At 68.5% G+C, this 23,892-nt stretch carries 23 protein-coding genes and 1 tRNA gene; 12 read left to right on the top strand and 12 right to left on the bottom strand.

All coding sequences use genetic code 11. The features are described 5' to 3' along the window. Positions 1 to 1,113, bottom strand: coding sequence for a PP2C family protein-serine/threonine phosphatase (locus tag QSK31_RS32265; protein WP_285688350.1), 1,113 nt, complete (start codon positions 1,111 to 1,113; stop codon positions 1 to 3). Positions 1,114 to 1,253: 140 nt separating this feature from the next. Between QSK31_RS32265 and QSK31_RS32260 the strand changes: the two genes are divergently transcribed. The 6 genes from QSK31_RS32260 to QSK31_RS32235 all read left to right on the top strand — a co-directional run bounded on the left by QSK31_RS32260 (position 1,254) and on the right by QSK31_RS32235 (position 4,724). Continuing rightward, positions 1,254 to 1,793 (top strand): phosphoribosyltransferase family protein, encoded by a 540-nt coding sequence (locus QSK31_RS32260; RefSeq protein ID WP_285688349.1) that lies wholly within the window; start codon positions 1,254 to 1,256, stop codon positions 1,791 to 1,793. Positions 1,794 to 1,855: 62 nt separating this feature from the next. Continuing rightward, positions 1,856 to 2,257 carry an SCO4225 family membrane protein gene (locus QSK31_RS32255; RefSeq protein WP_285688348.1) on the top strand — a complete coding sequence of 134 codons (402 nt, stop codon included), beginning with the start codon at positions 1,856 to 1,858 and terminating at the stop codon, positions 2,255 to 2,257. 149 nt (positions 2,258 to 2,406) lie between these two features. Beyond that, on the top strand, positions 2,407 to 2,844 hold the full coding sequence (locus QSK31_RS32250) for a helix-turn-helix transcriptional regulator (protein WP_502873038.1): 438 nt from the start codon (positions 2,407 to 2,409) through the stop codon (positions 2,842 to 2,844). A 10-nt stretch (positions 2,845 to 2,854) separates the two neighbouring features. Further along, positions 2,855 to 3,271 carry a VOC family protein gene (locus QSK31_RS32245; protein WP_285688346.1) on the top strand — a complete coding sequence of 139 codons (417 nt, stop codon included), beginning with the start codon at positions 2,855 to 2,857 and terminating at the stop codon, positions 3,269 to 3,271. Positions 3,272 to 3,361: 90 nt separating this feature from the next. Next, positions 3,362 to 4,222: a LamG-like jellyroll fold domain-containing protein gene (locus QSK31_RS32240; protein ID WP_285688345.1), complete on the top strand. Its 861-nt coding sequence runs from the start codon at positions 3,362 to 3,364 to the stop codon at positions 4,220 to 4,222. Between the two features lie 223 nt (positions 4,223 to 4,445). Continuing rightward, positions 4,446 to 4,724, top strand: coding sequence for a phosphotransferase (locus tag QSK31_RS32235; protein ID WP_352244521.1), 279 nt, complete (start codon positions 4,446 to 4,448; stop codon positions 4,722 to 4,724). A 405-nt stretch (positions 4,725 to 5,129) separates the two neighbouring features. Here QSK31_RS32235 and QSK31_RS32230 read toward each other — a convergent pair whose 3' ends face one another. Continuing rightward, on the bottom strand, positions 5,130 to 6,191 hold the full coding sequence (locus QSK31_RS32230; protein WP_285688344.1) for an amidohydrolase family protein: 1,062 nt from the start codon (positions 6,189 to 6,191) through the stop codon (positions 5,130 to 5,132). Continuing rightward, a complete protein-coding gene (locus tag QSK31_RS32225) occupies positions 6,188 to 6,799 on the bottom strand; it encodes a TetR/AcrR family transcriptional regulator (protein ID WP_285688343.1) in 612 nt (203 codons plus the stop codon). Before QSK31_RS32225 ends, QSK31_RS32230 begins: the two co-directional genes overlap by 4 nt. A 182-nt stretch (positions 6,800 to 6,981) precedes the next feature. Here QSK31_RS32225 and QSK31_RS32220 point away from each other — a divergent pair, with 182 nt between their 5' ends. Further along, complete coding sequence (locus tag QSK31_RS32220; RefSeq protein ID WP_285688341.1) at positions 6,982 to 7,908, top strand: hypothetical protein; 927 nt, start codon at positions 6,982 to 6,984, stop codon at positions 7,906 to 7,908. A gap of 53 nt (positions 7,909 to 7,961) precedes the next feature. On the opposite strand, the gene dcd is transcribed toward QSK31_RS32220, so the two are convergent. After that, the gene (gene dcd, locus QSK31_RS32215) at positions 7,962 to 8,540 is read right to left on the bottom strand and encodes a dCTP deaminase (RefSeq protein ID WP_285688340.1); all 579 of its coding nucleotides are present in this window, start codon (positions 8,538 to 8,540) and stop codon (positions 7,962 to 7,964) included. 54 nt (positions 8,541 to 8,594) lie between these two features. On the opposite strand from dcd, the gene QSK31_RS32210 reads away from it, so the two are divergent. After that, positions 8,595 to 9,095, top strand: a complete 501-nt coding sequence (locus QSK31_RS32210; RefSeq protein WP_285688339.1) for a pyridoxamine 5'-phosphate oxidase family protein — start codon at positions 8,595 to 8,597, stop codon at positions 9,093 to 9,095. A gap of 27 nt (positions 9,096 to 9,122) precedes the next feature. Then, positions 9,123 to 9,193: transfer RNA gene (locus QSK31_RS32205), tRNA-Gly, on the top strand. 135 nt (positions 9,194 to 9,328) lie between these two features. Here QSK31_RS32205 and QSK31_RS32200 read toward each other — a convergent pair. The 6 genes from QSK31_RS32200 to QSK31_RS32175 form a co-directional block, all read right to left on the bottom strand. Further along, positions 9,329 to 9,619, bottom strand: a complete 291-nt coding sequence (locus tag QSK31_RS32200; protein WP_285688338.1) for a helix-turn-helix domain-containing protein — start codon at positions 9,617 to 9,619, stop codon at positions 9,329 to 9,331. A gap of 19 nt (positions 9,620 to 9,638) precedes the next feature. Next, a complete protein-coding gene (locus tag QSK31_RS32195) occupies positions 9,639 to 10,013 on the bottom strand; it encodes a type II toxin-antitoxin system RelE/ParE family toxin (protein WP_285688337.1) in 375 nt (124 codons plus the stop codon). A 226-nt stretch (positions 10,014 to 10,239) separates the two neighbouring features. Beyond that, a complete protein-coding gene (locus tag QSK31_RS32190) occupies positions 10,240 to 13,104 on the bottom strand; it encodes a tetratricopeptide repeat protein (protein ID WP_285688336.1) in 2,865 nt (954 codons plus the stop codon). Continuing rightward, positions 13,101 to 13,517: a hypothetical protein gene (locus tag QSK31_RS32185; protein WP_285688335.1), complete on the bottom strand. Its 417-nt coding sequence runs from the start codon at positions 13,515 to 13,517 to the stop codon at positions 13,101 to 13,103. The genes QSK31_RS32190 and QSK31_RS32185 overlap by 4 nt, the downstream gene beginning before the upstream one ends. Before the next feature lie 517 nt (positions 13,518 to 14,034). Beyond that, complete coding sequence (locus QSK31_RS32180) at positions 14,035 to 15,069, bottom strand: hemolysin family protein (protein WP_285688334.1); 1,035 nt, start codon at positions 15,067 to 15,069, stop codon at positions 14,035 to 14,037. Beyond that, positions 15,062 to 16,396, bottom strand: a complete 1,335-nt coding sequence (locus QSK31_RS32175; RefSeq protein WP_285688333.1) for a hemolysin family protein — start codon at positions 16,394 to 16,396, stop codon at positions 15,062 to 15,064. Before QSK31_RS32175 ends, QSK31_RS32180 begins: the two co-directional genes overlap by 8 nt. 121 nt (positions 16,397 to 16,517) lie before the next feature. Between QSK31_RS32175 and QSK31_RS32170 the strand changes: the two genes are divergently transcribed. Continuing rightward, the gene (locus QSK31_RS32170) at positions 16,518 to 17,189 is read left to right on the top strand and encodes a GOLPH3/VPS74 family protein (protein ID WP_285688332.1); all 672 of its coding nucleotides are present in this window, start codon (positions 16,518 to 16,520) and stop codon (positions 17,187 to 17,189) included. On the opposite strand, the gene QSK31_RS32165 is transcribed toward QSK31_RS32170, so the two are convergent. Further along, positions 17,190 to 19,190, bottom strand: coding sequence for a hypothetical protein (locus QSK31_RS32165; RefSeq protein ID WP_502873043.1), 2,001 nt, complete (start codon positions 19,188 to 19,190; stop codon positions 17,190 to 17,192). It abuts the gene before it with no gap. Between QSK31_RS32165 and QSK31_RS49285 the strand changes: the two genes are divergently transcribed. Further along, positions 19,120 to 21,573 carry a hypothetical protein gene (locus QSK31_RS49285; RefSeq protein ID WP_502873044.1) on the top strand — a complete coding sequence of 818 codons (2,454 nt, stop codon included), beginning with the start codon at positions 19,120 to 19,122 and terminating at the stop codon, positions 21,571 to 21,573. The two genes, QSK31_RS32165 and QSK31_RS49285, sit on opposite strands and share 71 nt — an antisense overlap. A gap of 50 nt (positions 21,574 to 21,623) precedes the next feature. Here the strand turns inward: QSK31_RS49285 and QSK31_RS32150 are convergent, their stop codons facing one another. Next, complete coding sequence (locus tag QSK31_RS32150; protein WP_285688330.1) at positions 21,624 to 21,887, bottom strand: cell division protein CrgA; 264 nt, start codon at positions 21,885 to 21,887, stop codon at positions 21,624 to 21,626. A 181-nt stretch (positions 21,888 to 22,068) separates the two neighbouring features. On the opposite strand from QSK31_RS32150, the gene QSK31_RS32145 reads away from it, so the two are divergent. Further along, positions 22,069 to 22,878, top strand: coding sequence for a DUF881 domain-containing protein (locus QSK31_RS32145; RefSeq protein ID WP_285688329.1), 810 nt, complete (start codon positions 22,069 to 22,071; stop codon positions 22,876 to 22,878). Positions 22,879 to 23,892: the final 1,014 nt, after the last annotated feature.

The raw sequence follows: 23,892 nt of genomic DNA, 5'->3' as shown, positions 1-23,892 counted from the left end.
CTAGGAGCCGGCCGCCCCGACCTCCCAGCTCGGCATCGGCTGAGCCGCCTCCACGCCCGGGCCGGTGTACTCCAGCAGCACCAGGGCGATGTCGTCGTCCAGCTGGCCATGCACCCAGTCGACCAGCGCGGTCTCCAACGAGGCCAGGCCGTCGCCCACCGTCCCGTGACCGAGCAGCCGCCACGCCCGGTCCGCGGTCGGGAAGAACTCACCCTCCCGGCGGGCCTCACCGAGCCCGTCGGTGAACAGCAACAGCCGGTCGCCCGGCTCCAGCCGCTCCACACGCGGCTGGGCGACCGGCATGAAGCCCAGCGGCGGCGCGGTCGCCGGCGGATCCAGCGGGATCACCTCGCCGCGACGCAACAGCAGCGGCGAAGGATGTCCACAGTTGACGATGGTCAGCGTCCCGCCGCGCTCCTCGACCAGGGCCGCGGTCACAAAATCCTCGTCGCCCACGCTCCGCGCCACGGCACGGTCCAGATCGGTCACGATCGCGCGGAGATCGGCCCTCTCGTACGCGACATGCCGGTACGACCCCAGCACGATGCTCGCCAGCCGGACCGCGTCCAGGCCCTTCCCGCGGACGTCGCCGATGATGATCCGGACCCCGTACGGCGTGTCCAGGGCCTCGTAGAGGTCTCCACCGATGTCCGCCGCGGCCGTCGCCGAGATGTAGCGACCGGCGACCGCGAGGGCGCCGACCTGCGGACCGAGCGGGCGCAGCACCGCCTGCTGAGCGACCGCGGCCAGGCGGGTGAGCTCGGCGATCTGGTCGGCCTGCCGCTGCCGGATCGTCGCGACGGCCGAGGCGATGCCGGTGGCCAGCATGATCCCCACGACGTTGACCAGCCCGGCGACGCTGTGCTCGGTGTCAGTGCTGGCGAACACCATGCCGACCACGGTGGCCAGCGCGCCCACCCCGAGCGTGGTCTGCCAGCCGGCGAAGACGGCGGCCAGGAACGGCACGGCCGCGAACAGCCCGATGAAGTTGGGCCGGCTGGTGTCGATCAGCTCCACGCCGGACACGGCGACGAGCAGCACGAGAGCCGCGCCGAGTCCGGCGCGGGATCCTGGGCTCAGCGGGCGGCGGCCCGACGCGAAGAAATTAGCCATGGTTACGCGGACAGCATGCCTGATCGAACCCGGCAACCGCACCAACTTGACCCGTAGTCTGATGAGGTTCTGACCACCTGGTAGATCGGCCTCATTCAGTCGGCGGTGATACCCCCAAGGCCCGATGTCAGGATGTGCCGGTGACATCCGATCTCCGTGACCGCCTGATCGCCGCCTTCCGCTGGACCGACCCCGGACCGCAGAGCGAGGTGCTGGTCAGTGATCGATCCGGTTGGTGGCGAGATCCGCACATTCTGGACGGTTTGGGCCCCGCGCTGGGTGCCCTGTTCGCCCACGAACGCCCCACCGTGGTCGTGTCGCCCGAGGTGACCGGCTTCCTGGTCGGCCCGCTCGCCGCCCGGGCCCTGGGTGTCGGTTTCGTCGAGGCGTACCGGCACGGCGCCCGCCGACCCATCGCCGAGCCGATGACCTGGGCGGAGGTGCCGGCCGACCACCGCGGCGAGCCGCAACGCCTGGGCGTGCGCTCCCGCCTGCTCGGTCCCACCGACCGGGTGCTCGTGGTCGACGACTGGGCGACCACCGGCTCGCAGAGCCGCGCGATCTACCAGCTGGTGGCGGAGCTGGGCGCGATCCCGGTGGGCACCGCGGTCATCGTCAACGAGTGCGAACGCAACGTGAGCATCCGAGGCCTGATCACCGGCGACGATCTGAGTTCCTGACGGCGGGCTACTAGGTACCGCTACTCATTCGATCGGCGGCCGTCGAAACAAGCATGGTCGCCATGAACGTCTTCGTCGGCACCTGGATCACTCGCCTGTACACAGTCGCCGTGTGCGCGTCCGCGATCGGCGCGCTCGCCGCACCCGGCTCCGCGGGCGTCCTGCTGATCGCGCTGACCTCGCCGGTGTCGATCATCTTCGCGCCGATCTACCTGCTCGGCGACGGCTGGCTGACGACCCCGATGCTGATCACCAGCGTGCTGGCCGGCTACCTGCTCAACATCGCGATCATCAACCTGATCTCCCGTCCTGGTTGGACCCGTCAGACCGCCCAGCCCACAGCCAGCGCCGGCCGCGTACGGCCGGTACCGCGCAGCACCACCTCGATGTCGTCCCACTCGCGGGGCACGTTCTCCTCGGCGAGCGCTTCGACGGTCTCCCTGGCCAGGCGCAGAGCCCTCTGATCGGGGCTGCCGGTCCGCAGGTCGAGATGATGCACGGCGAGCTCCACCGCCCAGGTGGCGTCCAGCCCGGCGTCGAAAGCGTCCCCGGCCCGGGTGTGATCGATCCGCATGCCTTCCATCGTGCCGGTTGACCAGGCAGGCTGATGCCCGTGGCCGCTGTTGACGCGAAGAGGCTCCGCGACCTGGCCCTGCTCCGCCGGGTCCGGGACCGCATCGATCGCGAGTACGCCCAGCCCCTCGACGTCGAGGCGCTGGCCCGAGGCGTACACATGTCATCGGGTCATTTGAGCCGCGAGTTCCGAGCGGCCTTCGGCGAATCCCCCTACAGCTACCTGATGACCCGCCGCATCGAACGGGCGATGGCCCTCCTGAGGCGAGGCGACCTGTCCGTCACCGACGTCTGTTTCACGGTCGGCTGCCAATCCTTGGGTACGTTCAGCACCCGCTTCTCGGAGCTCGTGGGAATGTCACCCAGCGCATACCGAAGGCTGGCCACCGACCAGGCCGCGGGCATCCCCGCCTGCATGGCCAAGAAGGTGACGAGACCGATCAGGAATCGAGAAGCACCGCCCCGGCCCTCGTCCTAACGTGGTTCACATGAGCCTGATCATCGCGAACACCCTGCTCCCCGCCGACGACCCCGAGAAGTCCCTCACGTTCTGGCGCGACGCCCTCGGCTTCGAGGTCCGCAACGACGTCGGATACGGCGGCATGCGCTGGATCACGCTGGGTTCAGCGGACCAGCCCCACACGTCGGTGGTGCTGTATCCCCCCAACGCCGACCCCGGCGTCACGGAGACCGAACGGCAGACCGTCGCCGAACTCATGGCCAAGGGCAGCTACGCCACGATCGTGCTGGCCAGCTCAGACGTCGACAAGACCTTCGACACCATCCAGGCCACCGGCGCCGAGGTGGTCCAGGAGCCCACCGACCAGCCGTACGGAATCCGCGACTGCGCCTTCCGCGACCCGGCGGGCACCATGGTCCGCATCAACCAGCTCCCGGCGGCCTGACCCCAAGCGGGCGGCGCACGCAGGCGGGCATGTTTCGGACAATGCCGACCCTGCTGGGCGGACAGATTCGTCAATCCGGACAATAACCGCATGTCTCATGCTCGTCGCCTGGGTGGTGCGGTTGGTGCGGCGCTGGTGCTCAGCGCGGGAGTGGTCGGCGCTCTGCATCTGTCCCGGGCTGAAGCCATGCCCGCGGTCGCTCCGATGCCGGCGACCGCTGTGCTTGCCGAACCCTCCGCGGGGGTGCTCGTCAACGCTGGGAGCGCGTCCCTGCACGGACCTGGCGAGCCTGGGCGGATTGCCGTCGCCGAGCGGCCGACCTCGGTCAGGTACACCTTCGACGGGGGCGCCGACCGGCCGATCCTCGACACGCAGGGGCGCCATGAGCTGCGGGCGGTCGGGCAGAACGGCGGGACGCTCAGTCTCGTACCGCAGGGGCTTGGTCTTGCCGTTGAATATCCCGATCGGTGCACGATGCCTCGGGAGCGGGACTGCCCGCGTGCCATCCTCGAGGGTGATCGGGACGACACGCTCAACCCCGGGACACGATCTTTGCGGTACGGGGCGTCGATCCTGATGACGCACGCGGATCTGGCGGACGGGGCGAACGTCCTCCAGAAGGGGTACTCGGTCGGCGGGGTCAGCCAGTTCAAGCTGCAGGTCGACCACCGGCAGGGGCATCCGAGCTGCGTGATCGCCGGCCGCGCCCGGATCTACCGCGCCGAGCCGCTGATGGATGTCGCGGACGGCAACTGGCATCAGGTGACGTGTGTGCGGGGCACGGAACGGCTCGCCATCGTCGTGGACGGCGCCGAGCGTGCGGCCGTACCCGTGCCTGCGAATCTCTCCATCGCCAACGCGGAACCGCTGCGCGTGGGGGGCAAGGGTGCCAACCGGGGGAACGACCAGTTCGCGGGACTCGTCGACAACGTCTTCGTCGCGATCGCCTGAACCGGCTAGCGGTCTTTCTTGTTGGTGGCGCGGATGATCGCCACCGCGCCCGCGGCTCCGCCCGCGACGACGATCAGGCAGAACAGCATGATGAGGAGATGCCACGGTTTCAACGCGCCCATAACGACACCATAGAGGTCGGGGAGGCGCTTGCCCGGCAGCTTGTGGACGACCGGTTTCCGGAGTGGGCGGAACTGCCGCTGCGGCGCTGGGAGCAGCCGGGGTGACGGTCGACGGGCGGCTCAGCGCGGTGATCGACTTCGGCGGGCTCGGCTACGGGGATCCGGCGCCCGATCTGATGATGGCGTTCTCGCTGATGACGCCGGCCGCACGTGCGGTGTTCCGGGCCGAGCTCGGCGTCGACGACGCGACCTGGGCGCGGGGGCGCGGGTACGCCCTGACCGGCGGCGTGATCGCGCATCGGGCGTACGCCAGAACCAATCCTCGCGTGCGCGCCGCAACCACCCGGCAGCTGACCGCCGTGCTCGACATAGGTAGTTGACTTACACCAGCCACCTAGGGCGCGACCGAGTCGGTCAGTGCTCTCCGTCCGCGCTGTCGGTGTCGTTTCGGCACGCGAACCATGACCCCAACGACGAGGACCAAGAGCGCGCTCACGGGTGCTGTCACCGTCTGCGTCGTCCAGTCGGCGGACACGGGCCATACCGGCTGAAGCAGGGCCAGGCCAGGCAGGAGAACGATCGTCCACGACCATCGCCTGCGGACAAGGACCACGACAAGCATCGCGACGATCAGCACCGAGCACAGAGCTTGAACGACGACGAACCACACCAGTCCCGCCAACGGCATCGATACCAGCAGAACAACTGCCGTCACCACGCCAAGCGGGAGAGCCGGCCGTGCGAACGTGACGCGGGGAGCCCGCGAGTCCGGCGCGGGAGCCGGCTCAGCCATTGTCTGCCTCGAGGTGGTACGCGACGTTCGTGAGAACCGTCTCTTGTTCCCTGTGCGTCAGGGGCAGCTGCCCCAAGAGCAGCCGGTTGTAGTCGCCGGGCGAGCCGATCGCCGGCCAATCCGATCCCAGCAGGAATCGATCGAGCCCGATCTGTTGCATGTGGTCGACGAGACGGTGCAGCTGTGCGCCATCTGCCCATGGGGCCTGCACGAGCACGGCGAGATCGATCTGCAACTTGCTCATGCCTGGCCGCCCTGCCTTGATCGCGTCCTGATACGCCCCGAGCGCGGCGAAAGTTGCGTCGTCGAGTCCGCCCCAACCGCCGGCGTGGGCGATCTGAATCGGCAGGCTTTCAGCTTGCGAAAGCACTTGGTCGATCAGGGTCTCCGCGTCTTCCCTCGAATAGTCGGCCGCGTGACGCGGGTGGATTACCAACGGAAGGCCCAGGGCGCGGCACTCGCGGACGACCGCAGCGAGACGATCGACCATGTCCGACGACCGAGGGTCGAACTCGCTGTTCGCGAGGTGGAGCTTCGCCCCGACCACGCCATCCCGCCCCACCCAATAGCGCAGTTCATCGATCGCTTCCGAACGGAACGGGTTCACACCGACACACGCGCTCAGGCGGCCCCGCGAGGTACGCGCGGCCTCCACATTGAACGCGTTCTCATCGCGGACGAGATCCGCCGACGACAGCATGTACGCCTCCGACAGAAGAACCCCACGCCCAATCCCTGCCGTATCCAGCGCGCGAAGGGCATCCACACCAGTACGTTCAGCGAACGCCCCCTTGTTCAGCAAGGAGAACGCATCCAGCTTCGAATCCTCGGTGAGGAGCTTCTGCAAATGCGCCGTGACCGCCGGCCCTTGGATGTGCAGATGATGATCGACCAACGCCGCTGTGGCCCCCTTGGGGAGTCGGGGGGACGTCGCGATACCGAAGCCCGCCGCTGCCGCCAGCAATCCGCCGACACCGATGCCCGTCAGCGCCTGCCTGCGCGAGAAGCCCGCGGACGGTTGCATCTCCACTGAGGTGTCACTGTCCGTGCTCACGGCCGATCGCTCTCATTCGCGCCTGTTTCCGCCCGAAGTAGTTTCCACGCGGACTCAGCGAACACGAGCTCGACGTCGATCGTGTCGTCCATGGCGTACTGCAGGGCGAGCCCATCAGCGAGCGCGAGCACGGCATGACTGACGGACCGCGCGGCGCTGGCGCCGCCTCGCGTCGATCCGATCTGAAAGATCCGCGCTATCTCATCAACGGAGCCGGAAAGTGCCGCCCGCCTGCGCGCTCGAAGGTGCGGACGCCGTGCGGCAAGCGCCGAGAATTCGACGTTCACGAGGAACCAGTCCCGGTCCTGCTGGAGCCGCTCACGCATCCACGCGGCGAGGGCGCGTAACGGATGCAAAGGCGGCTTTGCCGCCTCCCAGATGGCGGCTGCCTCCGCGGCGAGGAGAGACGTGCGGGTCTCGGTGAGTGCGAGAAAGAGATCTTCCTTGCTCTCGTAAGTCCCGTAGACCGCGCCTTTCGTGAAGCCCGCGGCTGCGGCGATCTCCGCGACCGAGCACTCCGCATACCCCTTCGCGCAGAACAGGTCGTACGCCGCCGACAAGATCGCTTCATGGGTCTCTGCTCGTCGTCGTTCTCGACTGTTGTTCACCTTGCGAATATACCGCTGGTATCTGAGATACCTCCGGTATGGCGATCAGGTGGAAGCGGTCGGAGCCGATACCAGGCCATCGTCTGAAGTAGATCGAGATAAGCTCTCACCGTCATCGATGGCCGGGACGCAGGTGTGCCCCGGCCGGCAACGGGGATCGATCAGAGGGAGCCACCACCTCCATGCGCACCTTCCTGCGCGCGGGCGCCATCGCGTTCGCGGCCAGCTCAGTCCTGCTCACCGGTGCCGTCGCCGCCCAGGCCGCGCCCACGGCCGGCGTGGACTTCTCGCTCAGCCCGGTGATCCTCGAGCCCGGCGACGTCGGACACACCGGGAGTCTTCAGGTCAAGATCTTCAACGGTACGGACGAGGACTTCTCCGGTCCGATCTGGTTCACCGAGCCGGTGGCCGGGATCTTCGACACCACCGACGACCTCATCTGTGCGAGCGGCGCCCTGCCCGACGGACGGGCGAAATTCTTCTGCGACCTCGCGTCGTCGATCCCGGCCGGCGGGAGCACGACCGTCGCCTACCGGTTCGACGCGCCCGCGGCGCCGAAACCGTTCGCGCGGATCTCCGCCCAGCTCGGCAGCATCCAGATCGGTGACGTCACCAAGGACTACCCGGCCCTGTTCCGCTCCACGACGGGCTCGGTCGACAACCCGGTGCCGTACACCCCGCAGACCACCCAGAACCTCACCGCGACCACCGACGACGACGTCACCCTGACCCGTCAGGCGGACGGCACGTTCGCCGGCACGCTCCCGGTGACCGTCCGCAACAACAACGACGCCCCGCACAACAACCTGGGCTCGGAACTGGCCATCCCGGCGGGCCTTGACGAATTCCCCTACGCCCCGGACGGCGTCTGCGTCCCCGGTTCCAGCCTCCCGACCCCGCCCGGTGGCGCCGACGCGTCGTGCTCGTTCGACGGCAAGCTTCACGAGGGCGAGTCCCGCACCCTCGAGTGGCTGCTCACCGCCCCCGCCGACGCGCCCGTCGGCCCGCTGGGCACCGCCACGACCCGCGTCAACCTGGCCAACGGCGCCGCTGAGCCCCAGACGGACAACGCCAACGTCAGCAGCTTCAGCGTGACCCTCGCCGGCTGACCGACTTCGTGACCGGTCGCCCGCCTCATATCTTCGGGGCGGGCGACTTTCGGTCAGGCGGTCGGCCAGGTGCGGAAATTCTGCGACGAACGGCTCGGCGTCGGGCCCCGCTGGCCCTGATAACGGCTGCCGTAGACGGCCGAGCCGTACGGGTGCTCGGCCGGGCTCGACAGCCGGAAGATGCACAGCTGCCCGATCTTCATGCCCGGCCACAGCTTGATCGGCAGATTGGCCACGTTGGACAGCTCCAGCGTGACGTGCCCCGAAAAGCCCGGGTCGATGAACCCCGCCGTGCTGTGCGTGAGCAGGCCGAGCCGCCCCAGGCTGCTCTTACCCTCCAGACGCCCGGCCAGCTGATCGCCCAGCGTGATCACCTCGAGCGTCGAGGCCAGCACGAACTCGCCCGGGTGCAACACGAACGGCTCGCCGTCCTCCACCTCGACGACGGCGGTCAGGTCGTCCTGCTGCACCGACGGGTCGATGTGCGTGTAGAGGTGATTGTTGAACACCCGGAAGAACCGGTCGAGCCGCACGTCGATGCTGGACGGCTGCATCAGCTCCGGTGCGAACGGCTCGAGGGACATATTGTCCGACTTGATCTCAGAGACCAGGTCACGGTCGGAGAGCAGCATCGCAACACCATACTTCGGTGGTTCTCTCGTACGTGTGTTCGATATGATCGGACGATGGCTACCTGGTCCACCTTCGCCGCGGCCGCGCCGGCCCTGTCAGCCGGCGTGCGCATGCTGCTGCAGCAGTACGGTCCCGGCCTCGGCTACCTGGCAACCGTGCGCCCCGACGGAGCACCCCGCGTCCACCCCGTCTCACCCGTCATCACCGACGACGCCCTGTACTGCTTCATCGTCGCCTCCCCGAAACGCCACGACCTCGAACGCGACGGCCGCTACGCCCTGCACTCCTACCCACCCGAGGAGAGCGACGACGAAGCCATGATCAGCGGCATCGCCACACCCGTCGACGACCCGGTGGTCATCGCCCGCCTGGCCGCCGCCCTCAACGCCTCCCCCGTCATCGACTGGCGGGTCTTCGAGCTCTCCATCGACACCGCGATGCTCCGCCACCACGGCGCGTCCGGCGCCCTGCCGTTCGCCACCCGAGTGCCCCCGATCACCCAGAAGTGGCACGACCCGGCGGCCCACTTAGGGCGTTCACTGGTGCCCAGCTGATCGGGTACAGTGACGGGGCCTTAGTTCGCGGGTGTAGTTCAATGGCAGAACATCAGCTTCCCAAGCTGACAGTGCGGGTTCGATTCCCGTCACCCGCTCAAGAGAGAAACGCCTGGTCACGGTTTGATGCCGAGACCAGGCGTCCGTCATTCGGGACTACTGTCAGCTGCCTTCGTGCCATGGGTGGTCTGCTTCCGCATCCGCATGGTGCCGCTGAAGGATTTCGGGCTCGATCAGGCAGCGATTGAGTTGTGAGGGCGGAACGCGATGTCGAGGTCTGCGTCCAGTGCCGCTGCGAGGCGGGCCAGCAGGGGGACGGTCGGGGTGGCTCCGCCGGACTCCAGGCGGGAGAGCTGGGGCTGGGTCATACCTGCGCGCTCCGCGAGTTCGGCCTGGGTCATCGCGAGTGCGGTGCGCCGGTCGTGAACCATCTGCCCGAGCAGCAGCGCCGCGCGGGCTTCCTCGTACGCGGCCGCGTGCTCGTCGGCACCGGTGCGTTCCCAACGGGCGTGACGTGTGGTCATCAGCTGTCCCTCCGGTTCCTCAGAGCCATTTCCGATCGTAGATCTCGGTCGCAGGAGCATGGACCTCATGCCCTGACTCGCAAACCTGCTGGGCTGCGATCGCACGGGCGACCTCAGCCCGCTCGATCTGCCGAGTCTTGCGAAACACGGTCAGCAACACCGCCCGCGCACCCGGCGCCAGCCAATAGCTGATCCTGACCGCGGACCGGTCAAGATGAAATCGCAGCTCACGAGTCTTGCCGGTGAGGTGCCGCGAGTAGGGCTCGCCGAGCGTTTCGGCTCGTTCGGCAAGGATGTCGGCCATGGCTTCGACCTTCGCGTAGTCCTTGAGCCGTAACTGGTCGAGCCAGTCCCGCACCTCGGGCTCCAGCTCGATGTCGTAGCGGCCACTCACCTGGCCGAGTGTATACCGCCCTTGGTATATCAGCCAGATCGTAACCGCTCTGCGGCTCCGTCAGAGGCAGTTCGTCGCTCGTGCCGGCTACGGCCACTTCGTGCCAGTCCGGCAGGCTTGCCGAGGTCACTCCAGGCCGCTGGCGGCCGTATCAACCTGTGAGCCCCAGCATCCAGGGGTGCCGCTCTCTACGGTTCCCAAGCTGACAGTGCGGGTCCGATTCCTGTCACCCACTTCGGTCTCGATCCTTGGCCTCTCGCAGAAGTTGCCACAGAAATTCATTGAGCGACATAGCGATGGGGTGGACGTTTGGCATTGCCTGACCAGCGATCCGTACGGCTTTGCGGCAGAGCGTCAAAGCCTCCGCGGGTCGGCCGAGAGCGGAGTAGCTGTTGGCGAGGTTGCCTAGTCGGATGGCGATGTCGGGGTGGTCGGGGCCGAGTGCTGCTTCCGTGATCGCCAACGCCCGCTGTTCGTGAGGTACTGCCTCTGCGGGCCGTCCCAGGGCGGCGTAGTTGGCGGCGAGGTTGCCGAGGCAGGTCGCGATGGTGGGATGGTCGGGGCCGAGTGCTGCTTCCGTGATCGCCAACGCCCGCTGTTCGTGAGGTACTGCCTCTGCGGGCCGTCCCAGGGCGGCGTAGTTGGCGGCGAGGTTAACGAGGCAGATGCCAACGTCGGGGTGGTCGGGGCCGAGCGCTGCTTCCGTAATCGCCAACGCCCGCTGTTCGTGAGGTACTGCCTCTCCGGGCCGTCCCAGGTCGCGGTAGCTGCTGGCGAGGTTGCTCAGCCGGATGGCGATGGTGGGGTGGTCGGGCCCGAGTGCTGCCTCGGCGATCGCCGACGCCCGTTGGAACAGAGGAACCGCCTCCGTGGGCCGTCCCAGGTCGCGGTAGCTGCGGGCGAGGTTGCTCAGCCAGATGGCAACGTCGGGGTGGTCGGGGCCGAGTGCTGCCTCCGTGATCGTCAATGCCCGCTGGGACAGGGGCAGAGCCTCTGCCGGCCGGCCCAGGGCGGCGTAATTGGCGGCGAGGTTGCCGAGGCAGGTCGCGATGGTGGGATGGTAGGGGCCGAGAGCTGCCTCGGCGATCGTCAATGCCCGTTGGGACAGGGACAGGGCCTCCGCGGCTCGGCCGAGGGCGGAGTAGCTGTTGGCGAGGTTGCCTAGTCGGATGGCGATGTCGGGGTGGTCGGGGCCGAACGTTGCCTCCGTGATCGCCAACGCCCGCTGTTCGTGAGGTACCGCTTCTGCGGGTCGGCCCAGGTCGCGGTAGCTGCTGGCGAGGTTGCCCAGTCGGATGGCGATGTCGGGGTGGTCGGGGCCGAGCGCTGCCTCCGTAATCGCCAACGCCCGCTGGGACAGGGGCAGGGCCTCTGCGGGTCGGCCCAGGTCGCGGTAACTGCTGGCGAGGTTGCCGAGGCAGGTCGCGACGGAAGGGTGGGCGGGGCCGAGTGCTGCCTCCGTAATCGCCAACGCCCGCTGTTCGTGAGGTACTGCCTCCGCGGGCCGTCCCAGGGCGGAGTAACTGCCGGCAAGGTTAACGAGGCAGATAGCGACGTCGGGATGGTCGGGGCCGAGTGCTGCCTCCGTAATCGCCAACGCCCGCTGTTCGTGAGGTACCGCCTCCGCGGGCCGTCCCAGGGCGGAGTAACTGCCGGCAAGGTTAACGAGGCAGATAGCGACGTCGGGATGGTCGGGGCCGAGTGCTGCCTCCGTGATCGCCAACGCTTGGCTGTTGTGGACTTCGGCTTGCTGGAACAGACCTTGCCCTGACTCGAACAGAGCGGTTTGATTCAGCAGCCGGCCGAGTGTGGTACCGGCGGAGCAGCGCAGGTGGTCGCTCAGGGCGGTGACATGGGGCAGAAGATCGCGCCAGCGAGGCCATCCGACCGGATCACTGTCCGGGTTCTCAGGGATGGCGTTGTTGATGAGCTGGATGGCCTGGTCGCTGGGTGTCATGGCGAGTTGATCGGCGGATGGTGTAGGTGCGAGGCGTAGGACGGTTTGCACGAGCCGATGGATACTGACCGTACGGGCATCCAGGGTGATCATGCTGTATGAGGAGAGTAGGCCGAGCGCCACGTCGGCAGCGGTGTCGCCGCCGATCAATGCCGTCATCATGTCGCGGGGGACATCGTCAGGGGCGAGCCAGGCCAGAACGCGCAGAATCTCGATGGCAGCAGGGTTACTAATGGTCAGGGCTTCGAGGGTGATCTCCCAGACTCGTGTCACGGCGCGCTGCGCGTCCATGCCTGGCGCCACAACGGCCAGTAGGGCGCCGGTTTGGGCCTCCAGCCGGTCGTGGTAGGCGGCCATCGAGAGGTGGTGATGGTTGATGAAGGCAGCAGCCTGTTCTAGCGCCAGTGGGAGACATCCCAGATAGCTAGCGATTGCAGTTGCAGCGGCATCGTCGCGTTGCCGGGTGCGTTCGAACATCATCTGGACTGCTTCCGCTTCGCTAAGGACGCCTAGCCGTATTGGGGTAAGGCCGTGCATGTCCCAGTCGACTTCGCGGCGGGTCGTGACCAGGACATGCCCGCCGACTACGCCGCTCAGCAATGAAGCGATGTCGTTCGGGTCCTCGACATTGTCGAGAACCAGCAGCCAGCCGGAGTGGTGATGCAGCCACGCCCTTGCCCACTCCTCAGCTTGCTCATCAGGAAGCAAACTGGTCACGGGCGCCAACCGATGCGCCAACGCAGCTAAGCCAGTGGTGAGGTTGGCCCGGCTGTCGGCACCGACCCACCACACTCCCGTATATCGGTCGCGGCAGGAGTGTGCATGGTGAAGCGCGACCTCGGTTTTGCCGACGCCTCCAAGCCCGGCGAAGCTTTGGCCGATCACGCCATGGACACCAGTGCCCAGCGTCGCGGCGACATTACCCATGACCGTGTCGCGGCCTACGAACACCCGCGACGGACGCCTCGGCACACTCCAGAACCCGTCGGGCGGCACCTGGTGCGGAGATTTGAGCGCCCCCGCGTCGAGGTGCGCGAACCTCGGGTTGTCGCCACTGTTAGCGATGCCGGTGTTGGTTCCGATCCCGATGGGCCGTTCACCTGATGCGATTGAACCGTCGGCCGCGCGGGTCACCGGTGAAAGGTGGCGCCGTCGCCGGTGTTGGCGATGCCGGAGTTCGTGCCGATCGCGATAGACCTCGTCCCGGAGGCTTCGTTGTGCACTGTGCCAACGGGCAGCATCTGCGCCACGTCGCGGGCCAGGTCCGAGTCGGCAGCGAGCGCCTTGCGGATCTGTAGCTTCAATGCGGCCCCGCTGTCTTCCTCGCCGGCAGCGACGTCGAGAATCGCGCCCTCGATCGCCTGTTGTGACTCCGCTCGGCCCAGGATCCGGTTCAGCAGCCGGTGCCCGACCCCCACGGTTGCGTTGGACGCCTTATCCACCACGGCGTCACGGACCTTGTCCAGCGTGGTCACGCCGTACGCGGTCACCGCGGCTGTTATGTAGGGCATGACCGCAGCAGCAGTCTGAGTCAGATCGACATCCATCAGATCTGACTACACCAGTCACCGACGTCCTAGCAGACAACAAACAGACACTTTGCGACGATGATCGACAATCAGCCGCACCGCCGACCCCGAATGAGTGGATCCACCGACCAGATTCCGGGCCATTGGCGGGCCATTACGACAGGCAAACGGAGGTCACTCCAGGCCACCCTGAGCATCAACCACCAGCGTTAGACGGCAGCAACTTCCCCATCTTGTACGGCAAGGCCGCGCCGATACGTCTCGCCTATTACCGCCATCGAAGTGTCTCCAGGGATCGGGCGGCTTGGCTCGGAGGTCACCCTGGATGTAGTAAGACCTTACTTCTCTGCGTTTCCTGACGCCGCCGAGTAGGTCTGCGGATGACTGGCTGGTATAGCCGTTGGGGCGACCGAGCTGGTTGTTCGAGGTCTCTGTCCTCTTGCGGACGCGACGTGAGCGAATCCGGAATGGCAGGGCCAACTCTCGAAAGCGGCTCTGCTAGGCGTCGGTCGCGGTCGTGAACGGCCTGACCCGTTCAGATGGCTGGGGCGGTTGCCACTCGGCGGGGCTCGCCGACCACGGCGTGCAGGACGTCGTCCAAAGTCACCACGCCCAAGGGGCGGCGGCCGTCGCTGACCAGGAGGATGTGGCGGCGGTCTCGGCGCATTGTCAGGAGCAGGTCGGCAAGGGTTCGGTCCGGCGGGACCACCGCCAACGGGCGGACGATCTCGGCGGGGATCGGACTGCGGCGCTGGCTGTCGTCGTACCCCAGGATGTCTTTGATGTGGACGAAGCCGAGCACGCGCCGCGTCTCGCGCTGGACCACCGGGAAACGGGAGCGTCCGCTGTTGGTGGCCACCGTCTCGAGTTCGGCGGGGGTCACGTCGTCGGCGATCGTGGTGACGCGGGCCCACGGGAGGAGGGTGTCGGCTGCGGTGCGGTCGTTGAGGCCGAGGGCGGCGTGGATGCGCTCGTACTGCTCCGTGCCGAGCAGGCCCTCGGTGCGGGCCTGGGTGACCATTCCGGCGAGTTCCTCGGCGGTGAAGACGGTCTTGACCGCGTCCGTCGCCTCGATCTTCCACAGGCTGAGGACCATCCGGGACGCCCAGCGCATCGCGGTCAGGACCGGCTTCGTGGCGATGCAGAAGGCCAGCATGAACGGGCCGAGGATGAGCGCCGAACGTTCCGGGCCGGCCAGGGTGATGTTCTTCGGGACCATCTCGCCAACGACCGTGTGCAGGAAGACCACCACGCCCAGGGCCAGCACGAAGGCCACCGGGTGCACGGCGCTGTCGGGCAGGCCGGCGGCGTGGAACGGGCCCTCCAGCAGATGCGCCAGCGCCGGCTCGGAGATGGCGCCCAGGCCCAGCGAGCAGATCGTGATGCCCAGCTGAGCGCCGGCGATCATGAGCGGGATCTGGCTCATCGCGGCCAGCGCCCAGCGGGCCCGCTGCGAGGTGGCCGCGAGCGGTTCGAGCGCGGTGCGGCGGGACGCGATCAGCGCGAACTCCCCACCCACGAACAGCGCGTTGCCCAGCAGCAGCAGTGCGGTGACCAGCAGCTCAACCATCGAGCGACTCCTCCATGGCGACCATCCGGACCTGCTCGATGCGGTGCCGGTCGACCTGCGTCACGGTGAACTCCCACCCGTCGGAGCTCAGGGACTCGCCGGGCACCGGAATGTGGCCGAGGCGGGCCAGGAGATAACCCGCGAGGGTTTCGTACGGGCCCTCCGGCAGCACGAAGCCGGTCAGCTCGGTCAGCTCGTCCTCGCGGAGCAGCCCGTCGACCAGAAAGGTCTTCTCGCCGTCGGGCGCGGTCAGCACCTGGGTGGCGGTCTCCGGGAGGTCCTCGTCGTACTCGTCGGAGATCTCGCCGACCAGTTCCTCGATCAGGTCCTCGACGGTGACCACGCCGTCCGTGCCGCCGTACTCGTCGACCACGATGGCCAGGTCGGCGTCGGCCTCCCTCAGGGCGGCGAGCACCTTGTCCAGGTCGAGGCTCTCCGGCACGTAGACCGGTTCGCGGGCGATCGCCGAAACCGCGGTGGACGCCCGTTGCGCCGGGGCCACACCCAGCGCCTCCGGCACCGCCGCCACACCGGTGACCAGGTCGAGCGTGTTCTCGTACACCGGAAAGCGGGTGTGGCCGCTCTCGCGCGCCAGCGCGAGCAGGTCGGCGACGCTGGCCGTCTCCTGGAGGCCGACCACGTCGACGCGGGGAGTCATGGCCCGGGCAGCGCGTTTCTCGCTGAACCGGATGGTGCGGCGTAGCAGCGTCGCGGTCTCGGTGGGCAGCGCGCCGGCGCGGGCGCTGATCGCGGCGAGCAGGCCCAGTTCCTCGGGGCTGCGGGCGCTGGCCAGTTCCTCCTGCGGCTCGATGCCGAGGCGGCGGACCAGGAAGTTCGCCGAGCCGTTGAGCGCGCCGATCAGCCAGCCGAACAGCCGCGCGAAGGTGCGCAGTGGCGCCGCGGTGGCCAGGGCGGCGCGCATCGGGCGGGCCAGGGCCGCGTTCTTCGGTACGAGCTCCCCGAACAGCATCGACACCAAGGTGGCCAGGACCAGGGAGAGGACGTGCGCCACGGTGTCGGTCACGCTGCCGGCCAGCGGCTCGACGAGCGGGGTGATCAGCCGGGACAGGGCCGGCTCGGCGAGGTAGCCGGTGAGCAGCGCGGTGATGGTGATGCCCAGCTGCGCGCCGGAAAGTTGGAAGGACAATTCGTGCAGAGCGTGACGGACCGTACGCGCACGGCGGTCACCCTGCTCGGCACGTTTGTCGATCTCCGCCCGGTCGACGGTGACGAGACCGAACTCGGCGACCACGAAAAACGCGTTGCCCGCCGTGAGCAGCAGAAACACCACCAACGGGAGCACCGCGGTCAGGAACAGGCCGTCCATGATCGGTTCACCTCGGCCCTCATTGTGCCGGACCGGGACACCTCACCGTGGCACTCGCTTCACTCTACTTTTCCGCTACATGCCGGTTTCGGAGTGTCACGCCGGGGATTAACGTCGGCTGATGAACCTGGCCGAGGAACTCGCCCTGATCGGTTACCACGACGACGGCCGGCCGGCGACCGACGGCCTGCACCTCGACAACGGGCTGGGCGGCGCGGTACTGCTCGAGCTGGCGCTGTTCGAGAAGGTCGACGTGGACGACAACCGGGTGGTCGTCCGGGATCCGGCGCCGACCGGGAACGCGGTGCTCGACGCCGCCCTGGACCGCATCGCGCGGGACAAGCCGCGCAAGCCCAAGTACTGGGTGTCCAAGTTCAGCAAGGGCACCCGGGAACAGGTGATGGCCGGTCTCGTCGCGCAGGGCGTGGTGCGCGAGGAGAAGGGCAAGGTGCTGCTTCTCTTCCCGCGTACCCGTTATCCGGCAGCCCACGGCGCCGAGCCGGTCGCCGAGACCGAGGCCCGGCAGCGGGTCCGCGCGGCGGTGGCCGGCAACGGCCAGGTCGAGCCGCGGACCGCTGCGCTCTGTGCGCTGCTGGCGGCCACCGACCTGGACAAGAAGGTCTTCGCCGACCTGGAGCGGCGGCAGGTCAAGGCGCGGCTGAAGGAGATCGGCAAGGGCGAGTGGGCGGCCGTCGCCGTGAAGAAGGCCATCGACGAGGTCCGGGCCGCGGTCATGGCCTCGATCATCGCGAGCAGCTCGGCCGCGACGGCCGGATCCGGCGGCAGCAGCTGATCAGCGCTCCCGGGCCTTCCGGCGGAGCAGCACTCCGCCCAGGACCATGACCCCGCCGATCGCGACCAGCAGTGAGATCGCCGCGCCGGTGATCGGCAGTCCGACGGCGATGTCGTCGCTGCCGTCGTCCGGCGCCGGCGTCGCCATGCCCCGCGGCGTGGCGCGCACGCTCGCCGCGGTGGCGGCACCGCCGGAGGTCATCGTGGTGACGAAGATCCGGTACTCGGCGTTGTTGGTCAGGTCGGTGATGGTGCAGCCGGTGTCCGTCGAGCTCGCCGAATAGCACACGTCGTACCCGCTGTCGGCGAGACCGACGACCCGGTAGCCCATCGGCGAACCGGCGCCGAACTCGTCCGGCTCGCTCCAGTCGACGCCGATCTCGGCGTCCCGTGCCTGCGCGACCACGTCACCCGCGGTGCCCGGCAGCAGCAGCGTCGCGGTCGGCTTGTACCGGTCGGTGGTGGTGCCGTCGCCGAGTTGGCCGTCCGCGTTGTCGCCCCAGCAGTACGGGTTGCCCGAGACGTCCATCGCACAGGCGTGCCGCTCGCCCATGGAGACGGCGAAGAGGAGCCCACCCGACGTGTTGAGGGCATCCTCGTAGAGCCCGGACGTGACGACCCCGCTCTGGTCGACCTTCACCGGCTCGGGCTGGTCGGTGGTGTCACCGGTGCCGAGCTGACCCTCGGTGTTGTCGCCCCAGCACCAGACGTGCCCGTCCTCGTCCACCACGCACGAGCTGTCGCCACCGGCGCTGATCGCGTAGACGTCCGTCATCCCGGTGTCGACCGGCAGGTTCTGCCCGGTCAACGGCGCGCCGTCGCCGAGCTGGCCGTGATCGTCCGCACCCCAGCACCAGACGTCCAGGTTCTCGGTCACCGCGCAGGCGTGCCGGGCGCCCAGCTCGATCTGCATCAGGTCGTCGCCGATCGGGCTGGTGTCGACGGCGGTGGGCGTGGCCACCGGTGTCACCCCCGCGGTGCCGTCGCCGATCTGCCCGTCGGAGTTGGAGCCCCAGCACTTGGTCGCGCCGGATTCCTGGATCACGCAGGTGCTGTCGCCTCCCGCGGCCACCTCGGTCAGATCGGTCAGACCGGCCACCGGTTGCGGTGTCAGCACTGGCGGGCCGGCGGCGCCCTGGCCCACCTGACCGGCATCGTCCCGGCCCCAGCAGAGCGGCGTCTGGTCGGTCAGGACCGCGCAGGTGTGGTCGGCGCCGGTGACCACCTGGAGCACGTCGTCGTGCACCTTGACCGGTGCCGTCCGGGCAGTGGTGGTGCCGTCACCGACCTGGCCGTACGTGTTGTCGCCCCAGCAGTAGAGGTCGCCGCCGTCGCTGTCCTCGGAGTACTCCACCGCGCACAGGTGCGCCCGACCGGCGGCGACCGGGCCGCTGACCAGCCGCGGCGTGCCCACCGGCTTCGGTTCCGCGTCCCCGGAACCCCAGCAGAACACCTCCTGTATGCCTGCCGAGCAGGACATGCCGCCACCGGCCGCGACCGGCAGGCCGCCCACGTCGCCCTCGTCCAGCGCGGCGGTGCCCATCTTCTTGGTCTTGTACAGCTGGGCCTGCAACGTCAGCGCCTTGGCCAGCGTCGACGTGTCGTCGCCGGGAGCGGCGTGGGCGGGCGTGACGGTGGCCGGCACGAGGAGCGCGAACGCCGCCGCGGCGACGATCCGCAACCGGCGGGTCGAGGTGATCATCGACTTCAGGCAAACACAGCCATTACCCCGGCCGGGCCGATTCGGCAGACTTGGCGGGTGGCTGGTCGTGACCGCCTGGCGCAAGGCCGTCGATCGCCTGCGCCGCGAGGCCAACGGCCGGGCGAAGATGGCCGCGCTCGCCGACGCGCCGCCGGAGGAGCCGACCGCCGACGACCGGCTCGCGTTGATCTTCGCGTGCTGCCATCCGGAGCTGCCCGAGCCGGCCCAGATGGCGCTGACGCTCAACGCGGTGGCGGGGCTGCCGGCCGAGGCGATCGCCGCGGCGTTTCTGCTGCCCACGGCGACGATGGCTCAGCGGTTGGTCCGGGCCAAGCGTCGCTTGCGCGAGCGCGGGGTGCGCTTCGAGGTGCCACGACCTGATGCGTACGCGGAGCGGCTCCCGGCCGGGGACGTAAACCTTGTCAGATCGGCGTTATCCCGGCTCGGCCGGGCCGCCGCGCATGATCAACTGACGATCAGCAGGACGCCCGACTCGACACCCGGGTCAGGCTTCTTGCTTCAGCGACCTGAGCAGCACCGTGGCCACGTCCACCACCTCGACGTTGTCCTGCTCGCCCTTGCCGGTCACCCCGTCGCCGATCATGGTGTAGCAGAACGGGCAGCCGACCGCGATGGTCTTGGCGCCGGTGGCCAGGGCCTCCTCGGTGCGCTCGACGTTGATCCGCTTGCCGATCTTCTCCTCCATCCACATGCGCGCGCCGCCGGCGCCGCAGCAGAAGGAGCGTTCCTGGTTGCGCGGCATCTCGGTGATCTCGTCGCCGATCGCCGAGGTCAGCACCTCGCGGGGCGCGTCGAAGACCCGGTTGTGCCGGCCCAGGTAGCAGGGGTCGTGGTAGGTCACGCCGCCGTCGACCGGCTGCACCGGCGTCAGTTTCCCGGTGGCGACCAGGTGCGCCAGCAGTTGCGTGTGGTGCACGACCTCGACCTTCAGGCCGAGCTGCTCGTACTCGTTGCCCAGCGTGTTGAAGCAGTGCGGGCAGGTGGCGACGATCTTCTTGACCTGCGCCTCCTGGAGCGTCTCCACGTTCTGCTGGGCGAGCATCTGGAAGACGAACTCGTTGCCGATCCGGCGCGCCGGGTCGCCCGTGCACGTCTCGCCCTCGCCCAGGATCGCGAAGTCGACGCCGGCCTCGTGCAGCAGCGTCGCCACCGCCCGGGTGGTCTTCTTCGCCCGGTCCTCGAACGCGCCCGCGCAGCCGACCCAGAAGAGGTACTCGAAGTCCTTCTCGCCGACCCGCGGCACCTCGAAGTCCAGGCCCTTGGTCCAGTCCTCGCGGGTGTTCTGCGGCGCGCCCCAGGGGTTGCCCTTGTTCTCCAGGTTGCGCAGCATGACACCGGCCTCGGCCGGGAAGCTCGACTCGATCAGAACCTGGTAGCGGCGCATGTCCATGATGTGGTCGACGTGCTCGATGTCCACCGGGCACTGCTCGACGCAGGCGCCGCAGGTGGTGCAGGACCAGAGCACGTCGGGGTCGATCACGCCCTGCTCGTCCTCGGTGCCGATCAGCGGCCGGTTGCCCTCGGCCAGCGCCAGCACGTCCATGTGTGCGAGCTGGGCCTCGGTGGCCTTCTCCTCGCCCGTGAGGTCCTTGCCGCCGCCCGCCAGAAGATAAGGGGCTTTTGCGTACGCGTGATCGCGCAGGCTCGTGATCAGCAGTTTCGGCGACAACGGCTTGGCCGTGTTCCAGGCCGGGCACTGCGACTGACACCGGCCACACTCGGTACACGTGCTGAAGTCCAGCAGACCCTTCCAGGTGAACTGCTCGACCTGGGCGACGCCGAACTGGTCCTTCTCCGGGTCGGCCTCCTCGAAGTCGAGCGGCTTGCCCTCGCTCATCATCGGCCGCAGGGCGCCCAGGCCGGACCCCGCGGGCTTCTCCGGCGCGCGTTTGAAGAAGATGTTGAAGAAGGCCAGGAAGCGGTGCCAGGCCACGCCCATCGTCACGTTCAACGCGATGGTGATCAGCCAGGCCATCGAGATGTAGATCTTGACCAGGGCGACCCAGGTGGCGCCGTTCTCCCAGTCCGGCAGCGCGTTGCCGATGGCGTGGCTGACCGGGGTAGCCCAGACCGGGTACTCGAAGTGCCCCGTGGCGACCTTGAAACCGCGGATCAGGAACCCGCAGACGAGTACGGCCACGATGATCGCCTCGACGAAGTAGGCCTGCCACATCGTCGACCCGGTGAACCGGCTCCGCTTCTTGTTCTTGTCGCGCTGCCTGCGGTAGACGAGGTAGAGGATGCCGACCGTGCCGAGCACGCCGATCCACTCGGTGGCGAACCCGAAGATCGTCCAGTGCCCGATGACCGGCAGCCCGAGCTCCGGGTCGACCACCTCGAAGTACGCCTCGAGCACCAGCAGCGACAGCACGATGAACGCGACCATCACGAACCAGTGGGCGGCGCCGATCACGCCCCACTTGAGCATCCGGGTGTGGCCGGCGATCTCCACCAGCATCGTCTTGGTCCGGGTGCCCTTGTCGGTGGTGCGCGCCGGGTCAGGCTTGCCGAGCCGGATGACCGAGGTCATCTGGCGGACGGCACGCACCGCGAGGACGGTGGCGACGACCGTGACGGCCGCGGCCAGCAGGGTGGCGATGATCTGAGCAGTGCCCATGGCGTTATGTTACCCGTCGGTAAGTTCAAAATAAACGCACCCTGAGTGCAAAAACTTCAGGGTGCGTTTACGCAGCTTAACGGCGCCGGGCGTGTCTAGCGCCAGCGAGCGAGGATCGCGAGCGACGCGACCATCGCACCGAAGCCGACCGCCAGGTTCCAGTAGCGCCACGCCTCGACCGGGTACTGCTGCTCGGAGAGGTAGTACACCACCAGCCACCCGATGCCGAGCACGATCAGCGTCACCGCGCTGACCGGCAACCACACCGGGCTCGGCTTCTTGCTGTTGGCGTTCGCGGCCGGACGAACATCCGTCGGCGGCGTGTAGACCTTCTTCTTGCGAACCTGTGACTTCGGCACGGTGCTCTCCTGAGGGCAACAAGTGGTGAACAACCCACCGCTGAGCGGCTCCGGGAACCCCGAATGCTGCCCGTGGCGAATACTGTTCGACAGCTAGCGTAGTCAAGGCGGCACGCGAACCGGCACCCGCCGGGGTAACTTTCGTTCCGCTTGGACCACTTACGACGTCGGAGGGTAGCGCGTGGAGTACACCACCGGCGCGCCTTCGTGGCGCATCGTGCTGCGTCGCGCGCTCGGCGGCCTGCGGCCACGCGTCCGCGATCAGAAACAACGAGGCTGGTCGATCGGGGTTCCGCTGATCGCGCTGGCGGCGGGTCTGCTGTTCACCACCTCCGCGACAACAGCCGGGGGTACGGCACTCCGGGACGACCGGCGGCCCCAGGTGACACAGCTCATCACGGACAAGCGGGAGAGGCTCCAGGGGCGGGAGGCGCGGGCTGCTCAGCTGCGTACCCAGAGAGACCAGGACGCGGCCCGCCTGGCCCAGGTCGACGCACCTGTCCGGGAGGCCCTGCGAAGGGCCGACGGCGGACAGCAGGCGGCCGGCTTCACGGACCTGCGCGGACCGGGCCTCACCGTCGTCCTGAACGACTCCCCCCGGCGCGTCGGCGACGGCTCACCGAACAACCCGAAGAACGATGACCTGGTCGTTCACCAGGGCGACGTGCAGGCCGTGGTGAACGCGCTATGGGCCGGCGGGGCCGAGGCAATGTCGATCATGGATGTCCGCGTGATCTCGACCAGCGCGGTACGATGCGTCGGCAACACTCTGCTTCTGCACGGCCGGCCCTTCTCGCCACCTTTCAAGATCACGGCGATCGGCGAACCCACAGCCATGCATCGCGCGTTGGAGTCCGCGGAGGGCGTCCAGCAGTTCCGCGATGCGGTCGCCGACTTCGGCCTCGGGTATTCGGAAACCACCGAGAGGAACGTGACAGTGCGGGCTTACGAAGGGTCGAGTGACCTCCGATCCGTGCGGGCCGCACAGTGACCGTCCCGCACAACTCGGGGCGCCACCGGGCCCCCGACGGGGATGCCCAGACGGCCTTCATCCCGAAGATCACCGACGAGACCGACGACGGCGCCCCCGGCGGCCCGCTCCGCGCATCGTCCCCTGAGGACGGACCCTCACCCGCCGCAACCACGGCGTCACAGATTGCGGATCCCGCCCCGGCGACCCGACGCCCCAAGCCCAGCATCGGCGAGTGGGTGAGCGGCCTCGGCGACGAGGCGATGCCCCACCCCGCGCTCGGCCCGACCCGGATCCCGGGCTCCTCCACCGGCGGCGGCTGGGTGGGCGGCCTCCTCCCCGCGCAGGACACCGCGAGTAGCGACGCCAGGGCTACCGGTCAAGATCCACAAGAGACGCAGCTTCCCGCCGACACGGTTGTCCACAGCGCGGCCCCCATCTCGGGCGAGCCCGCGCCTCATGGTTTTGCGGCCCCCGCTTCCGAGGCTCACAACCTCGCCGCGCCCGCTTCCGAGGCCCATAACCTCGCGGCCCCTGCTTTCGCGGCGGATCGTGATCCCGGCCGGTCCGCGCAGCTGGACGTCTCCTGGCCGGCCGAACCTCCCGCCCGAGGCGTCGAAGACCAGGCACCGCGCACCGGCTCGGGGTGGACCTCGCCCGACGCGGCGGAGTCTCCATGGCCTGACGAGGCTCCCCAGCCAGAGGTGGACGACTCCCGGCCCAACTTCTCCTGGACCACCAGGTCCGCCGCGGACCTGCCCAGCGTTGAAGGCCCGTGGGGGGCCTCCCCGGACATGGGCAACGCCTCCGCCGCCATGCCTCGCGCCGGTCGGCCCCACCCGGAGACCGCGCAGACCGGCGTGGGCGACTGGCCGACCGCGACCGATATGCCTTCGCCTCACCCTGACCTTCCCGCGGCAGTGCCCCTTCCCGCGGCAGTGCCCCTTCCCGCGGCAGTGCCCCTTCCCGCGGCAGTGCCCCTTCCCGCGGCAGTGCCCCTTCCCGCGGCAGTGCCCCTTCCCGCGGCAGTGCCCC

The organism is Actinoplanes sp. NBRC 103695, from assembly GCF_030269485.1.
Taxonomy (GTDB): domain Bacteria; phylum Actinomycetota; class Actinomycetes; order Mycobacteriales; family Micromonosporaceae; genus Actinoplanes.
The sequence above is the reverse complement of the archived record's forward strand: the minus strand, read 5'-3'. Positions and strand labels throughout refer to the sequence as shown.

What these genes read in the sequence shown, in the direction of transcription:
- dcd (WP_285688340.1), bottom strand. Translation starts at nt 8,540, where the DNA reads ATGCTGCTCTCCGACCGTGACCTGGTCTCTGAGATCAAGTCGGACAAT.
- QSK31_RS32170 (WP_285688332.1), top strand. Translation starts at nt 16,518, where the DNA reads ATGAACCTGGCCGAGGAACTCGCCCTGATCGGTTACCACGACGACGGC.
- QSK31_RS32175 (WP_285688333.1), bottom strand. Translation starts at nt 16,396, where the DNA reads ATGGACGGCCTGTTCCTGACCGCGGTGCTCCCGTTGGTGGTGTTTCTG.
- QSK31_RS49285 (WP_502873044.1), top strand. Translation starts at nt 19,120, where the DNA reads ATGGCGCTGACGCTCAACGCGGTGGCGGGGCTGCCGGCCGAGGCGATC.
- QSK31_RS32245 (WP_285688346.1), top strand. Translation starts at nt 2,855, where the DNA reads ATGAGCCTGATCATCGCGAACACCCTGCTCCCCGCCGACGACCCCGAG.
- QSK31_RS32185 (WP_285688335.1), bottom strand. Translation starts at nt 13,517, where the DNA reads ATGGATGTCGATCTGACTCAGACTGCTGCTGCGGTCATGCCCTACATA.
- QSK31_RS32265 (WP_285688350.1), bottom strand. Translation starts at nt 1,113, where the DNA reads ATGGCTAATTTCTTCGCGTCGGGCCGCCGCCCGCTGAGCCCAGGATCC.
- QSK31_RS32240 (WP_285688345.1), top strand. Translation starts at nt 3,362, where the DNA reads ATGTCTCATGCTCGTCGCCTGGGTGGTGCGGTTGGTGCGGCGCTGGTG.
- QSK31_RS32210 (WP_285688339.1), top strand. Translation starts at nt 8,595, where the DNA reads ATGGCTACCTGGTCCACCTTCGCCGCGGCCGCGCCGGCCCTGTCAGCC.
- QSK31_RS32255 (WP_285688348.1), top strand. Translation starts at nt 1,856, where the DNA reads ATGAACGTCTTCGTCGGCACCTGGATCACTCGCCTGTACACAGTCGCC.
- QSK31_RS32180 (WP_285688334.1), bottom strand. Translation starts at nt 15,069, where the DNA reads ATGGTTGAGCTGCTGGTCACCGCACTGCTGCTGCTGGGCAACGCGCTG.
- QSK31_RS32220 (WP_285688341.1), top strand. Translation starts at nt 6,982, where the DNA reads ATGCGCACCTTCCTGCGCGCGGGCGCCATCGCGTTCGCGGCCAGCTCA.
- QSK31_RS32200 (WP_285688338.1), bottom strand. Translation starts at nt 9,619, where the DNA reads ATGACCACACGTCACGCCCGTTGGGAACGCACCGGTGCCGACGAGCAC.